Genomic DNA, 14,282 nt, shown 5'->3' with positions numbered 1-14,282 from the left:
ACGTTCGCTGTATGACGACACCTGATTTCGGATCCCTGCGTTCGGACGACGACCAGTGGGACATCGTCAGCGGTGTCGGCTATACCGCCCTGCTCGTTGCCGGTTGGCGCGCGGTGCACGCCCTGAGTGCACGGCCGCTCGTGCGCGACGAGTACGCACAGCACTTCATCAAGGCAACCGCGGACCCCTATCTGACCGGATTGCTCGAGAATCCGGGCAGTTCGGACGACGAAACCACCTTCCCGCGCCTGTACGGCGTGCAAACCAGGTTCTTCGACGACTTCTTCACCAACGCCGGCGAAACGGGCATCGAGCAGGCGGTGATCGTCGCCGCCGGCCTGGACACCCGCGCGTACCGCCTCGACTGGCCCTCGGGGACAACGGTTTTCGAAGTCGATCTGCCGAAGGTGCTGGAATTCAAGTCGCGGGTGCTCGACGACCTCGGCGCCCGGCCCGCGGCCCATCGGGTCGAGGTAGCGGCGGACCTGCGTGGCGACTGGACCGCCGAACTCACCAGGGCCGGCTTCGACCCGAAGGTGCCGACCGCCTGGTCGGTGGAAGGGCTGCTGCCCTACCTGACCGGCGATGCCCAGGAAGCCCTGTTCGCCCGGATCCACGAACACAGCGCACCGGACAGCCGCATTGCCACCGGTGCTCTGGGTTCACGTCTGGATCACGACCAGCTCGCCGAACTGGAACGGGCGCACCCCGGTGTCGACATGTCCGGGGATGTCGACTTCTCCGCGCTCACCTACGAGAACCCGGCGGATCCGGCGCAATGGTTCGAAGAGCACGGCTGGTCTGTCGAGCCGGTCCGCAACACCCTCACTCTGCAGGCCGGCTACGGGCTTACCCCGCCGGCCGTCGACGTGAAGGTCGACAGCTTCATGCGTTCGCAGTACGTGACGGCGACCCGTTGACCAACTAAGACGCGGCGACGTGGCGTCGGTAGTAGCGGCGGCCGTGCACGCGCTGATAGTGCCACGCCGCGGCTGGCAGTGCCCCACGCTGGTGCAGCCAAAACCCCTCAGGCGCAGCTAAACTCGGCGCGGAGCGCCCCACGGAGACGTCCGCGACGACGACCCCCTCACCGTCGTCCGCAGCGGCCAGCACCGTGCCGTCGGCGGCGACGATCATGGTGCCGCCCTCGAACCGGCCCGCGTACCCCAACGGCAACCACGGCATGCGGCACCGCAGGCTGCCGACGTGCGCCGCATGTAGGACGGGGGCACCCACGAAGCCCGCGAACGACGCCGCTGCCTGCCGGGCCGTCGCCGCATTGCGCCGTTCCATCCGCCGAAAGATCGTCCGGGGCCACCAGTCAGGGATCGACCACCAGCCCGAGCCCGTCATCGCCAAATCGATGCGGCCACGCAGGCGACGCACCGTCTGGGTGCGCATCAACTCCCAGCACACGGCCGCGCCCACCGTCAGGTCGCCGGCCTGAATCACCCCGTCATCGTCGCCGCCGACGTAGAAAGCGTTCTCCCACATGGTCGGAAGATCTTTGTCGTGCCGGCCGGCCACGCCGTCCTGCGTGACAAGCAGGTACGTATTGCGCACATTTCCGTCGGGGTCCCGGATCAACATCGATCCACCGATCAGCACCTGGTGCCGGCGCGCCAGAGCCGACAGCAGTTCGGTGGCCTTGCCGTCGACAGGCAGCGCGGCATCAGCCAATTCCGGCCAGAACCCGATACCGGTGGTGAAGAACTCCGGCAACGCGATGGTTCGCGCGCCTGCGGCGACGGCGTCCTCGACCAGACGCTCGACGGTGGCCAGGTTGGCGTCGACATCGGCCGGCACTGCCTCGAGTTGAATTGCGGCACAGCGCATGGAGGCCATGCTGCCACACGCCGCTAGGGCGTCAACAAGATCTTGACGTCATCGCCGGAACGAGCCGCGGCGGTCGCGTAGCCTTTCGCGGCATCGTCGAGCGGCATTGTCGTGGTGAAGATTCCGTCGACGTCCAGGCGGCCCGATTGCAGCAGGGGGATCAACTCCGGCCAGGTGCGCTGCACCGGCGCGGTGGTCCATCGCACCGTGATACTGCGGATCAGGCACGCCAGCGCCGGAAAGGGGAAGGGCTGCAGGTCGTGCACTCCGACCACCGATACGGTGCCACCCGGTCGCACCGCGTACAGCGCATCGGTCAACGACGCGTCCGTCGCGACGGCGTCGATCACCGCGTCGGCGCCGCGCCCACCGGTCGCGGCCAGGATCGATTCCACCGTCGAGGATGCGACCGGCGTGGCACCCCAATCAGCGGCCCGCTGCAGCCGCCCCGGCACCCGATCGACCGCGAAAACCGTTGCGGCGCCTTGGGCGAACGCGCTGCGCAGCGCGCACAGTCCGACCGCGCCCAGGCCGATCACCGCCACCGTGCCGCCGAACGGAATGTCGGCCCGCTGGGCCGCCGCCCACCCGGTCGCCAGGTTGTCGGTGAGCAGCAACGCCTGCTCGGTGCTGATGCCCTCGGGGATCTTGCGCACCTGGAAATCGGCGGCGTGCACGGCGAGCAGATCGGTCTGAGCGCCGGGAAGCGCGCCGCCGCCGAAGATCTGCAGACCCTGATGGCACATCACCGGGTCATTGGTGGCGCACCCCGGACACCTGCCGCACCCGGCCACCGAGGACACCAGAACTTCGTCACCGACCTGGACGGATCGCACCTCCGGGCCGGCCTCGACGATCGTGCCGACGGCTTCGTGGCCCAGTGGAACCGGTTCGGCCAGCGGATAGTCGCCCTCGTAGAAATGCAGGTCGGACCCGCAGATCCCCGCGGCCCGCACCGCCACGATCACGCCGTCCGGCCCGGTCAGCGCAGGGTCGGGCCGGGTGTCCACCCGGATGCTGGCAGGCCCGTCGATGACTACCGTGCGCATGGGCTCATTTCTCCTGTCGCAGAACGAAATCGGACCAGTCCGGATCGCGCACCGCGGCCCAGTATTCGTTGAGGCGCCACGGGCTGACGGTGTGGATCTCGCCGTCGGCGTTCTTGAAGTAGGAGTGCTTGACGGCGGGGTGCGACCACACCATCTGCTTGATCTCGGCCTGAGTCCGCTGATGCCACTGCTCGGCGGCCTCGGCGGTCGGCTCCAGCGCGACGATGTGGTCCTCGGCCAATTGCTGCAAACACAGGTTGATGTATCGCATTTGCAGTTCCGACTGGAAGATCAGGCTGCCGCCGTGCGCCAGGTGGGTGCCCGGCCCGTACACCAGGAAGAGGTTGGGAAACCCCGGCACGGTGATCCCCAGGTGCGCGAATGGCCGTCTCCCCCACAACTCGTGCAGGTCAATTCCGTTGCGGCCGCTGATCTTCAGTGGCCACAGCACATCGGTGTGCCGGAATCCGGTGGCGTACACGATGATGTCGACCTCGTGTGTCACCCCGTCTTCGGTGACGATGCCGCCCGGCGTGATCCGCTCGATCGGGGTCCGCGCCAGTTCGACGTTGTCGCGCTGCAGGGTCTTCAGCCAACTCCCGTTGTCCTGCAACGTGCGCTTGCCGGTGGCCGGGTAGTCCGGCATCACCTTGGTCAACAAGTCCGAGCCCTCGTCGACCTGGCTGGTGATCCACTGGCTGAACATCATCCGGGCGGCCGCATTGATGTCACTGACCGCGTAGTCGCGGTCCGCATAGTCCGGGTCAGCCCGGGCCGCATCCAGGCCCTTGTCGGCGCCCGGCCACAGCAGCAGGAATCGATACCACCGGCCGTAGTACGGCAGGTGCCGCATCGCCCAGCGCACACCGTCGCCGACCTCGTCGTGATACATCGGGTTGGGAAACATCCACTGGGCGGTGCGCTGAAAAACCGTCAGGTGCTCGACGATTCCGGCGATCGCGGGAGCGATCTGGAACCCACTGGCGCCGGCGCCGACCAGGGCGACGCGTTTGCCGGTCAGGTCCACCGAGTGATCCCAGGCCGCAGAGTGGAACGCCGGCCCCGCAAAGGACTCGGCCCCCTCGAATGCGGGGACATAAGGCCTGTTGAGCTGGCCGACTGCCGTGATGACCGCTCGCGCCTGCACCGTGGTGTCCACGCCGTCGGCACCGTGCAGCGCCACATTCCAGACGCCGGCGGCGTCGTCCCATTCCGCGCCGAGGACCTCGGTATTCCAGCGGACATTGCCGCCCAGATCATGCTTGGACATCACCGCGGTGAAGTAGCTCTGCAACTCGGGTTGTTCGGCGAAGAAATGCGTCCAGTCGTTATTGGGTTCGAAGCTGTAGCAGTAGAAATGATTCGCGACATCCACCCGGGCGCCGGGATAGCTGTTCTCCCACCAGGTTCCGCCGGGGCCGGCGTTCTTTTCGACGATGGTGAACGGGATGTTTGCCTGCCTGAGCCGGATTCCGGCCAGAATGCCCGATTCGCCGCACCCGATCACGACAACCGGGAGATCCGCCGTCATGTCGATCGGCAAGGCCGCCGGCCGACGTGGGTCTTCTCCCTCGAGGTCCATTTCCTCGCGGGCCAGCGGCAGGTAGTCGTCGGGAACGTGCTCGCAGGCCGTCCAATCGATCATTTCCCGGATGAGTTCGTCGCTCAGCGGCGGCGGTTCCGGACAGCCGCGATCACGGTAGTCGGTGAGTACCGCCAGCGCCTCGACCCGCGCCCGGGCCTTGTCCTCCTCAGACATGAACCCCTGCACCTCGTTGAGGAACAGGCCCATCTGCTTGAAGTCACGGATGAAGCGGGGGTCGCCGGTGATGTGTACCAGTGACAGCAGCAACGTCGGGATGCTGACGTCTTCGAGTGCGGCTGCGATTTCCGCTGTGGGCGTGGTGAAGGGTTCCCCGGCGTACCGGCTGCGCATCGCGGGTGATCCTTTCGGTGGATGCAATTACGCTACGCTTCGGTTCGTAATTGGCAGCCTTACCGTACCCGCGGTGCTGCGCCGCGATCAAGAGTGGTTCTGGCTGCCCACGCGGCGGCGTGCAACGATCTGCCGGTGAGGCACGCGGGTGAGACCGTCGTCAAGGTGGCGTTGGTAATCGGGATTTGTCTGGGCGGCGCGGCGGCGCTCACCTCGGTGTTTCCGGCCAGCGCTCGGTGGACGGAACCCTTCGTCTGCGACAACGGGTACGAGTTGGCCTACCGCACCTCGCGCTACACCCAGTCGTCCAATCGCACCAGCACCAGCGTGCACTTCCAGTGCCTGGCTGACGTCCACGGGTACGACGCAAACGTCCTCCTGATCGGCGCGCTGCAGACGATTTTGGTGGCGTTCGTGCTGGGCGTCGCACTTCTCACCGCGCGTGTCATCGCCAGCCGGCGTGACGGCCGCAACCAGGCCGACGCTTGACGACGCGTCGTAGTCGGCGCCGTTCCCGCACAACTGGGCCGGATTGCGAAAGAATACGGCGGTCACTTCCATTCGCAATGGCCTCGGTTCTCTCGCAAATGAGCTAGGTGGGCACCCGATGGCACCGCTTCTCACCGCCTGCAGCGCGTTCCTGCTGGCCGTGCTGTGGATGGACCTCATCTTCGACGTGCAGGTGTTCGAACACCGTGACGGTGACGCGGAACTGCCCGAGCCCGTGCTGGCGTCGATCGCGGGCTACTACCGCCGCGCCACCACGACCTCCCGGCCGATGAGTCGGCTGATCGCCCTGGTGATGCTGATCTTGTTGGGCGCGTTGGGCTTTCAGGCGTCCTACGGCCGCGACCCGGTATGGCTCCTGGTGATATCGGGCTGCGCCGCAGGGCTTCCGGTGGCACTGGCCCTGATGCACACCGTCCCCAGTGCGGTCCGCCTGGGCAGCCGCGTCGACGCTCCGGCAGAGCAGAGCCGCCTCGCTCGCGTGGTCTGCCGAGACCACCTCGTCTGCTTCGCCTGCATGCTCGGCTTCCTGGGTTTGTGGGTCGTGCGCGGCCTGTCGATCTGAAGGGGCCTAGTTCGAACAAACCGGACCTGGCTGGTCTCGTCGGCGATACTGGTAGTAAACTAGAACACGTTTCAATTTCTTGCATCGGTCTCGCGCCCCACAGGAGTAGGCATGCACACCGCCCTATGCGATCAACTCGGTATCGAGTTCCCGATCTTCGCTTTCACCCACTGCCGCGATGTCGTCGTCGCTGTCAGCAAAGCCGGCGGGTTCGGCGTGCTGGGCGCGGTCGGCTTCACGCCCGAGCAGCTGGAGATCGAACTGAACTGGATCGACGAGAACATCGGGGACCACCCCTACGGCGTCGACATCGTCATTCCGAACAAGTACGAGGGCATGGACGCTCACCTGTCGGCCGAGGAACTGGCCGACACGCTGCGCAAGATGGTGCCGCAGGAGCACCTGGACTTCGGCAAGAAGATTCTTGCCGATCACGGCGTTCCGGTCGAAGACAGTGACGGGGACAGCCTGCAGCTGTTGGGCTGGACGGAGGCGACCGCCACCCCGCAGGTCGAGGTCGCGCTCAAGCACCCGAAGGTGACGATGATCGCCAACGCGCTGGGCACCCCTCCGGCCGAGATGATCAAGCACATTCACGCCGAGGGCCGCAAGGTGGCGGCGTTGTGCGGTTCGCCGTCGCAGGCCCGCAAGCACGCGGACGCCGGCGTCGACATCATCATCGCTCAGGGCGGCGAGGCCGGTGGTCACTGCGGTGAGGTCGGCTCAATTGTGTTGTGGCCCCAGGTGGTCAAGGAGGTGGCACCCGTGCCCGTCCTGGCCGCCGGCGGCATCGGCAGCGGCCAGCAGATCGCCGCGGCGCTGGCACTGGGCGCGCAGGGCGCGTGGACCGGTTCGCAGTGGCTCATGGTCGAGGAATCCTCGAACACCCCGGTTCAGCAGGCCGCGTACATCAAGGCGGGCAGCCGGGACACGGTGCGCAGCCGCTCGTTCACCGGCAAGCCGGCCCGGATGCTGCGCAACGACTGGACCGAGGCCTGGGAGCAGGCGGACAACCCCAAGCCGCTCGGGATGCCGTTGCAGTACATGGTTTCCGGCATGGCGGTGCGGGCCACCAACCGGTACCCCAACGAGTCGGTCGACGTCGCATTCAACCCGGTGGGGCAGGTCGTCGGTCAGTTCCAGAAAGTGGAGAAGACCGCCACCGTCATCGAGCGGTGGGTGCAGGAGTACCTGGAGGCCACCACGCGGCTGGACGAACTCAACGCCGCCGCCGCGATCTAAGCTCAGTCCAGGTCGTCGTCTTTACCGGTGAAGACTTCCTTCACCCGGTCGACGGCGTGGGTGCCGATTTCGATCGAGTTCTGCACGATGCCGCTGGCGCCACCGGCGATGTCGCCGCGGATGATGTCGCTGGCGTGCTCGACGATGTCCGATGCCTTCTCGACGGCGTTGGTGGCGATGTCGCGGACGGCGTCGACGGCATCTTTGGGATCGAAGGCCATGGTGGATCTCCTGTTCGTTGGCTTGCTCTTAAATATCACTGCTGGATGTGACTGTTGGGTATGACTGTAGGTGCCGACGTCAGTAGTCGACGAGGGTGCGCCAGTAGTCCTCGGGAATCTCACCGCCGGAGCGCAATATCCGCGCCAGCCCCGCGGCCATCGCGATTCCGAGAAGACCCAGCCACAATCCTGCCAGCCCGATGACCCACCACAGCACAGTGGTCACCGCCGGCCACGGCGACACCACGGCCAGCACGGGGGCGAAGAAAAACCCGGTGCCGATGTACCACGCCGAGCCGGCGCGGTCAGACGCCAGCACGAACCGCAGCCACCGCGGAATCGGGGCGGCTTCGACGGACATCGGGATCAGCCGGGCTACGGCTCGGGCGGGAAGAAGCCGGCGCCGGTGAACCAGCCCTCCTGCCAACCCTGCGCGCCCAGGCACAGCATCGGCAGTCCGGCCGGCGACTGGGCCGCCACATTGGGCGCCGGACAAGGCGCGCCGATCTGTTGCACACCGCGAAGCGGGTAGGAGATGACCCAGTATCCGGTGGTGGCCGCCGGGAACTGGTTGGGCGGCGGGAAGTGGCAGGCCTCGGCCTGGCCGCTGGGGCCGCGTCCGAAGATGAAACGTTCGTAGTTGTCGCACGGCGCACCGAGCGACGCGTCGTAGTTCATCCCCGGTACGTCGCCCTCCCAGCGTCCGTTGTCGGCACTGGCGACCGGTGCTACGCCGATCATCGAACCCGTGATCGCAGCGGCGGCGAGCAATTCGCGAATCATGTCTTCGCTAGTCCTTTCCTGGCACCGGTGCCTCGTTCCTCAAGAGCATATCGTTTGCTGCAGTCGCCACAAGGGCGTATCGGGAGCCGGAATCCACGGTCGCCGGCGTAGCCACTCAGCGCGGCCGGACTGCGCGGCTAACCCAGGACCGGAGCCAAAAGCGGAGCCAGAACCGGGCAGGTGTTCGCCGGCGGGATCAGATGGAGTACCGAACCGAGCGCACAGCTCAGCACGGACGGCCCGGTGACGCTCGGCTGGCCAAAACTCAACGACAGTCCGGGATTCAGCGACGGGACGTAGGGATAGGTGTCCGGCAGATACGACGGCGGCAACAACCCGATGTCGACAAGGGCTGCCTGCGGTCCCTGTACCGCTCCCTTGGCCAGGTCGAAGGTGACGGTGAAGGGGTCGATCACCTGCCACAGCCTCGCCGGCGTAGGCACGTTCGGGTAGTCGGCGCCGATACCGATGTTGCCGTAGCCGAGGTCCACGAGCACCCGCAGGTCCGGCTGGATCAAGTCGGCGAGCGGCGGCCCGAGCAGGGGGATGTCGCGGATCGGCTGCAACAACGGCAGATTCTGTGTCAACCACATGTAGTACTGGGTATTGCCGGTGTATCCGGGCGCCGTCGGCAGCAGCAGGGCGCTGCCGACCTCGGCTGCCGTCAGGTACTGATAGGTCGGGTGCAGGTAGAAGTAGCCCATCAGGGCGTTGAGGTCTGACAACACGTGCAGCGGGTATTGCGGCGCGTTGGCCACGCCGTCGTACTGAATCGTGTACATGGAGGTCGGGTAGGGGCTGTTCGGTGGGGTTGCCCCGGTGAACGGCACGTCCAGGAACGGGATGTAGAAGCCGGGGAAGCGCGCGAGTATGCCGCCGTCGGGAGCGTTGGGGTTGCTCGCCAGCACGAAGGACAGTTGGCCGGCATGCGGTGCGCCCATTGCCATCAGCGCGTTGATCTCGTTGGTGGCGATGGCCGCGCTCTGCGAGTAGCCGAACACGACGACGGAATTGCCCAGCGTGTTGATCTGATGGTTGATCTCGTCGTTGAGCAGGGTGACGCCCTGGGCGACGGACTGGCCGAATGTCAGGGTTCCGTTGTTGGGCCAGAATTGCTCGGGCGTGTACAGCCCTTGTGGAACGGCCCCCGGGAATCGGGGCTGAATGTAGGCCTCGTTGATGGCCGCCACGTATTCGGGAATGGGTTGCGGATTGTCGTTGCCCCCCATGATCAGTGCCGTCAGTGGATCGACGGACGCGGTCTGCGCGAATCCGGTAAGCAGGGATGCGTTCGCCGCCTCCGCGTCCGCATACCACCTCGCGGCCGCCGCAAGCGCCGCATCGAATCGGGCCTGGAATGCCGTCGCCTGCTCGGCCACGGCTTGAAATTGGTTGCCGTACAACGACATTACGTCTGCAATCGCGAGTGAGACCTCGTCCTCGGCGGCGGCGAGCACTCGGGATATCGGTGCCGCCGCGGCCGCGCTGGCCCCGTCGATCGCCTCCCGGATCCCGGTCAGATCCGCGGCGGCGGTCGCCAACGTTTCCGGAGCGCTCAGCACAAACATGTCCACCTCGGTCATCTGCCTACGAGGTCAATGAAACGGCCGACCTGACGCTCCTGCTAGTGCCGAAAGTCCCCGTCGGACTGCCCGGTGAGGGGTCCGGCGTGAACACGTTTCAGTTCGGCTTCGGCGTCTTTTGTCCGCAGGCTTCCCAAGTGTGGTGTAGCAAGGAATTATTGGCACCGGACGACCACGCGAACACGGTTACGAGGAGTAGGCAATTGTCAACGACGCCAGCCGAACCGCAAGCAAAGCCGAACCTGCCGCCCGGGTTCGATTTCACCGACCCGGACATCCACGCCGAGCGTCTGCCGATCGAGGAACTGGCCGAGCTGCGCCGGACCGCCCCGATCTGGTGGAACGAGCAGCCCTACGGGGCGGGCGGTTTCGACGACGGCGGTTTCTGGGTGGTCACCAAGCACAAGGACGTCAAGGAGATCTCCCGGCGCAGCGACGTGTTCTCCAGCCTGGCCAAGACCGCACTCCCCCGCTACAAGGACGGAACCGTCGGCGAGCAGATCGAGCGGGGCAAGTTCGTCCTGCTCAACCAGGACGCACCACAACACACCCACCTGCGCAAGATCATCTCCCGCGGCTTCACGCCTCGCGCCGTCGAACGGCTGCGTGACGACCTTGCCGAACGTGCCCGCCGCATCGTGGAGGTGGCGGCCTCGCAGGGTTCCGGCGACTTCGTCGAGCAGGTGTCCTGTGAGCTGCCGCTGCAGGCGATCGCCGGCCTGCTGGGTGTTCCGCAGGAAGACCGGATGAAGCTGTTCCACTGGTCCAACCAGATGGTAGGCGACCAGGATCCCGAGTTCGCCACCAACGACGCCATCACCGCCTCGGTGGAATTGATCATGTACGCCATGCAGATGGCCGCCGACCGCGCGCAGAACCCCGGCGAGGACATCGTCACCAAGCTGGTCCAGGCCGACGTCGACGGCCACAAACTCTCCGACGACGAGTTCGGCTTCTTCGTCATCCTGCTGGCCGTGGCCGGCAACGAGACCACCCGCAACTCGATCACCCAGGGCATGATGGCCTTCACCGACTTCCCGGACCAGTGGGAGCTCTACAAGCGGGAGCGTCCGGTGACCACCGCCGACGAGATCGTCCGCTGGGCCACGCCGGTCACCTCGTTCCAGCGCACCGCGCTCGAGGACTTCGAGCTTTCGGGTGTGCAGATCAAGAAGGGCCAGCGAGTGGTGATGGTCTACCGCTCAGCCAATTTCGACGAGGACGTGTTCGACGACCCGTTCACCTTCAACATCAAGCGCGATCCCAACCCGCACGTGGGATTCGGTGGCACCGGTGCGCACTACTGCATCGGCGCCAACCTGGCCCGCATGACGATCGACCTGATGTTCAACGCGATCGCCGACGCCATGCCCGACCTGGAATCGGTCGGCAAACCCGAGCGGCTGCGGTCGGGCTGGCTCAACGGAATCAAGCACTGGCAGGTGGATTACCACACCGAGGGAACAGCTCCCGGCCAGCAATGCCCGGTGACCCACTGAGCGACAGAGAGCAACATGCCCACTCATAAGGCTGTCCATGTTCAGTCGGCCGGCGCGCCACTCGAGCTCGCCGAAGTCGAGACCTCCCCGCCCGGACGCGGCGAGGTGCGCATCGCGGTGACCGCCTGCGGCATCTGCGGTACCGACGCGCATTTCGTCAACGGCGGATTCCCGGGTATGTCATGGCCGCTGACCCCCGGCCACGAAATCGCCGGAACCATAGCCGAACTCGGCGACGGCGTCGAAGAATTCGCGGTGGGTGACCGCGTCGCGGTCGGCTGGTTCGGTGGCAACTGCAATCATTGCGACCCGTGCCGCAAAGGCATTCTGATCCACTGCGCCAACGGCAAGGTGCCGAGCTGGCAGTATCCGGGTGGCTACGCGGAATCCGTGACCGTTCCGGCCACCGCACTGGCCCGGATCCCGGACGGGCTCAGCGATGTCGAGGCCGCGCCGATGGGCTGTGCGGGCGTCACCACCTACAACGCGCTGCGCCACACCAGGGCGCTGCCCGGTGACCGGGTCGCGATCCTCGGTGTCGGCGGCCTGGGGCACCTGGGCGTGCAGTGGGCGCGTGCCATGGGATTTGAAACGATCGCCATCGCGCGAGGCACCGGCAAAGCCGAGGACGCCAAGAAACTGGGCGCCCACCATTACATCGACTCCACCAGCGTGAACGTCGCCGAGGCTTTGAGCACCTTGGGTGGGGCCGCGGTTGTGCTTGCCACAGCAGGCAATTCGCAAGCCATGGCCGATACGGTCGGCGGCCTGCTGCCACAGGGCGAGCTGGTCACCATCGGGGTGACGCCGGAGCCCCTGCCGATCAGTCCCGTGCAATTGATCACGCCCGGGCTCAGCATCATCGGTCATCCCTCGGGGACCGCGAAAGATGTCGAAGAGACAATGCATTTCGCGTTGCTGTCGGGTGTGCGCGCCTGGATCGAGGAGCTGCCGCTGGCGCAGGCCGCCGACGGTTACGCGGCGCTCGAACAAGGCCGGGCCCACTACCGCACCGTTCTCACCGTCTGACCCGTGGCCACCGACGACGACGCCGTGTGGACCTTCGATGCTGCCGACGGCGAGTTGACTCTGCACACCGGGGTTGCCGGTCGCGCGGCCCGAATGGGCCACCGGCTCACGATCGCGCTCACCCGGTGGCAGGCGAGCGTCAATTGGGTTGGTGGACAGCCTGATACGGCAACCCTGGTGGTCGAGGTGGACTCGCTCGAGGTGCTGCGCGGTGAGGGCGGCGTGAAGGGCCTGTCCGGGCCGGAGAAGACGCTGGTGCGGGCTAATGCCCTGAAGTCGTTGTCCGCGAGCAAGTTTCCCGAGATCCGCTTCGAAGCGGACTCCATCGACAAGACCGCCGACGGCTACCGACTGGCCGGGAAACTGCAGATTCGGGGTAAGCAGCGCGACCACGTCGTCGACCTGCACACCGAGGAACTGGACGACTCGTGGCGCCTGTCGCTGGAGTCCGCGGTTCGTCAGTCCGATTTCGGCGTCAAGCCTTATTCACTGCTGATGGGATCGCTGCAAGTGGCCGACGAGGTGACGGTGTCGTTCGCCGCGACGCGCCGCAAGGCCTGAACCGATTACTCCGGCGGGCGCCCCGGTTCCGCGAAGGTGCCGGGGATGTGTTCGAGCACTCGACTGAGCCGCAACGGGCCTTCCACGGGTTCCTCAGCATCCGGGTCGGGCACGGCCGCGGCGGACGGGCCACCCGGCGCCGATTCCTGAACCTGCTCGCCGGAGGTGAGCCGCACCGGCTCCTGCTGCACCGGTGGCGCGACCGGAATCGCTTGCGCGGGAGTCGGAACGGGCGGCTGTACGGGAGGCTGAACGGGAGGTGAGGCCACCGCCTCGGCCATCGGCGCGGTGGACTTGTGCACCGGCCGGGACGGGGCGGAATCCTGGCCGGGGGCGAGTTGCAGGCCCACCGCCAGCGAGACCGACGCCACGAACGTCACCGCGGCGGCGGCCAAGGTGGTCGCCGCGCCGGCGTACTGACGCGAGCGCACCGGAACGGCGGCGACGGGCACGGCAGCGCCGGCCGCCACCAGTTCGGCGTCGGTGAACTCCGTGCTCTGTGCGGCCGCCAGCGCGGCGCCGCGGGCGACGGTCACCTGCGCCATGGTCTGGGCGAAGACCGGGACCGGCAGGGCGTTCTCCAGCTGCCAGGAGAAGTCGCTGACGTCGTGCTGGGAACCGACCACCACCACGCCACCGGGGCGCCAGGTGCTGCGGTCGAACATTCCGGTGAGCCAGGAGGTCAACCCGTCGTAGCCGCCGCGCACGTGCTTGACGGCGGTCTGCGTCTCACCGTCGTGCGTGTCCACCATGACCACGGTCGCCCACTCGCGCTCGAGGATGCATACAGCGGTCTGCTCGTAACCGATCACCGGCGCGATGGCCTGCGCCAGCGTTTCGACGGCCTCGAGCTGGCGGATGGGCACAACGTTGTCGAATCCTGCGTCGGTGAGGGCCTCCTGCAGCAGTGCGGCCTGGGCCGAGGCTTCATCGCTCCAGGTCACGCCGACGACCCGCAACCGGTGGCCGTCGGTCTCGGCGACCTCGCGGGCCCGCAGTACTTCGGCGGTCACCTGCTGTGCGGTGCCGACGGCACGGATCCCGTGGCTGTGCTGCGACCCGTCCTGCAACTGCACTTCACGGTGGTCAAGGATGGCGCCGTCGGCTCCATGCCCTTCAGCAAGGACCCACCCGACGGTGGTCGGCGTCACCGATAGCCCAAGTACCGTGTCCAAATCTCGCACCTCAATCATTCCCGGAGCCGGCCGCGCGCTCGTCCGTGCCGCGGGCACCAAGGGGCAAGGTGCTGGGGCGCGGGAGTGCCGGAATTGCCCGGGATAGCTGTCTGCAGTCGGATTGCTCCGAGCGAGCCTACGCGCTCGAAGCGAGTACGTCTTGGCCGGTGTTCAACTTCCCGGGAAACCCGCAGGTGGCTCTCAAACACCGGTGATCTGCGCAATTGGGCCGCCAAAAATGCCTGCCTGCGCGGTGGTAAACCGCGCGATGGTTGCTCGGCGCGACGGCGACTGCG

General features: G+C 66.6%; 15 protein-coding genes. 7 read left to right on the top strand and 8 right to left on the bottom strand.

What is annotated here, in order from left to right; genetic code table 11:
- Window positions 1-11 precede the first annotated feature (11 nt).
- Window positions 12-920 (top strand): class I SAM-dependent methyltransferase, encoded by a 909-nt coding sequence (locus C0J29_RS16095; protein ID WP_120792918.1) that lies wholly within the window; start codon window positions 12-14, stop codon window positions 918-920.
- A gap of 4 nt (window positions 921-924) precedes the next feature.
- On the opposite strand, the gene C0J29_RS16090 is transcribed toward C0J29_RS16095, so the two are convergent.
- From C0J29_RS16090 to C0J29_RS16080, 3 genes are read right to left on the bottom strand one after another with little or no spacing between them, the layout of a single operon-like run.
- On the bottom strand, window positions 925-1,836 hold the full coding sequence (locus C0J29_RS16090; RefSeq protein ID WP_162951485.1) for a carbon-nitrogen hydrolase family protein: 912 nt from the start codon (window positions 1,834-1,836) through the stop codon (window positions 925-927).
- 23 nt (window positions 1,837-1,859) lie between these two features.
- Complete coding sequence (locus C0J29_RS16085; RefSeq protein WP_120792916.1) at window positions 1,860-2,885, bottom strand: zinc-binding dehydrogenase; 1,026 nt, start codon at window positions 2,883-2,885, stop codon at window positions 1,860-1,862.
- Window positions 2,886-2,889: 4 nt separating this feature from the next.
- A complete protein-coding gene (locus tag C0J29_RS16080; protein WP_120792915.1) occupies window positions 2,890-4,821 on the bottom strand; it encodes a flavin-containing monooxygenase in 1,932 nt (643 codons plus the stop codon).
- A gap of 135 nt (window positions 4,822-4,956) precedes the next feature.
- Between C0J29_RS16080 and C0J29_RS16075 the strand changes: the two genes are divergently transcribed.
- The 3 genes from C0J29_RS16075 to C0J29_RS16065 all read left to right on the top strand — a co-directional run bounded on the left by C0J29_RS16075 (window position 4,957) and on the right by C0J29_RS16065 (window position 7,135).
- Window positions 4,957-5,310: a hypothetical protein gene (locus C0J29_RS16075; protein ID WP_162951484.1), complete on the top strand. Its 354-nt coding sequence runs from the start codon at window positions 4,957-4,959 to the stop codon at window positions 5,308-5,310.
- A 118-nt stretch (window positions 5,311-5,428) separates the two neighbouring features.
- Entirely contained in the window at window positions 5,429-5,893 is a 465-nt protein-coding gene (locus tag C0J29_RS16070; protein WP_120792913.1) for a hypothetical protein, read from the top strand.
- Between the two features lie 111 nt (window positions 5,894-6,004).
- A complete protein-coding gene (locus tag C0J29_RS16065) occupies window positions 6,005-7,135 on the top strand; it encodes a nitronate monooxygenase (protein WP_065044243.1) in 1,131 nt (376 codons plus the stop codon).
- Window positions 7,136-7,137: 2 nt separating this feature from the next.
- On the opposite strand, the gene C0J29_RS16060 is transcribed toward C0J29_RS16065, so the two are convergent.
- From C0J29_RS16060 to C0J29_RS16045, 4 genes are all read right to left on the bottom strand, one after another.
- Window positions 7,138-7,356 carry an Rv1893 family protein gene (locus C0J29_RS16060; protein ID WP_055578922.1) on the bottom strand — a complete coding sequence of 73 codons (219 nt, stop codon included), beginning with the start codon at window positions 7,354-7,356 and terminating at the stop codon, window positions 7,138-7,140.
- 79 nt (window positions 7,357-7,435) lie between these two features.
- Window positions 7,436-7,717: a hypothetical protein gene (locus C0J29_RS16055; protein ID WP_120792912.1), complete on the bottom strand. Its 282-nt coding sequence runs from the start codon at window positions 7,715-7,717 to the stop codon at window positions 7,436-7,438.
- A 14-nt stretch (window positions 7,718-7,731) separates the two neighbouring features.
- The gene (locus C0J29_RS16050) at window positions 7,732-8,139 is read right to left on the bottom strand and encodes a hypothetical protein (RefSeq protein ID WP_065044245.1); all 408 of its coding nucleotides are present in this window, start codon (window positions 8,137-8,139) and stop codon (window positions 7,732-7,734) included.
- 137 nt (window positions 8,140-8,276) lie between these two features.
- Entirely contained in the window at window positions 8,277-9,722 is a 1,446-nt protein-coding gene (locus tag C0J29_RS16045) for a PE family protein (RefSeq protein ID WP_242460445.1), read from the bottom strand.
- A gap of 203 nt (window positions 9,723-9,925) precedes the next feature.
- Here C0J29_RS16045 and C0J29_RS16040 point away from each other — a divergent pair, with 203 nt between their 5' ends.
- Genes C0J29_RS16040 through C0J29_RS16030 form a run of 3 tightly spaced genes read left to right on the top strand, consistent with a single transcriptional unit; the run spans window position 9,926 to window position 12,811 of the window.
- Window positions 9,926-11,221 carry a cytochrome P450 gene (locus C0J29_RS16040; RefSeq protein WP_120792911.1) on the top strand — a complete coding sequence of 432 codons (1,296 nt, stop codon included), beginning with the start codon at window positions 9,926-9,928 and terminating at the stop codon, window positions 11,219-11,221.
- Window positions 11,222-11,236: 15 nt separating this feature from the next.
- Window positions 11,237-12,250, top strand: coding sequence for an alcohol dehydrogenase catalytic domain-containing protein (locus tag C0J29_RS16035; protein ID WP_120792910.1), 1,014 nt, complete (start codon window positions 11,237-11,239; stop codon window positions 12,248-12,250).
- Window positions 12,251-12,253: 3 nt separating this feature from the next.
- Window positions 12,254-12,811 carry a YceI family protein gene (locus C0J29_RS16030; protein WP_162951483.1) on the top strand — a complete coding sequence of 186 codons (558 nt, stop codon included), beginning with the start codon at window positions 12,254-12,256 and terminating at the stop codon, window positions 12,809-12,811.
- A 5-nt stretch (window positions 12,812-12,816) separates the two neighbouring features.
- Here the strand turns inward: C0J29_RS16030 and C0J29_RS16025 are convergent, their stop codons facing one another.
- The gene (locus tag C0J29_RS16025) at window positions 12,817-13,986 is read right to left on the bottom strand and encodes a DUF7159 family protein (RefSeq protein ID WP_120794759.1); all 1,170 of its coding nucleotides are present in this window, start codon (window positions 13,984-13,986) and stop codon (window positions 12,817-12,819) included.
- Window positions 13,987-14,282 lie beyond the last annotated feature (296 nt).

Source organism: Mycobacterium paragordonae, from assembly GCF_003614435.1.
In the GTDB taxonomy this organism is placed as follows: domain Bacteria; phylum Actinomycetota; class Actinomycetes; order Mycobacteriales; family Mycobacteriaceae; genus Mycobacterium; species Mycobacterium paragordonae.
This window is presented reverse-complemented; position numbering and strand designations above follow the sequence as displayed.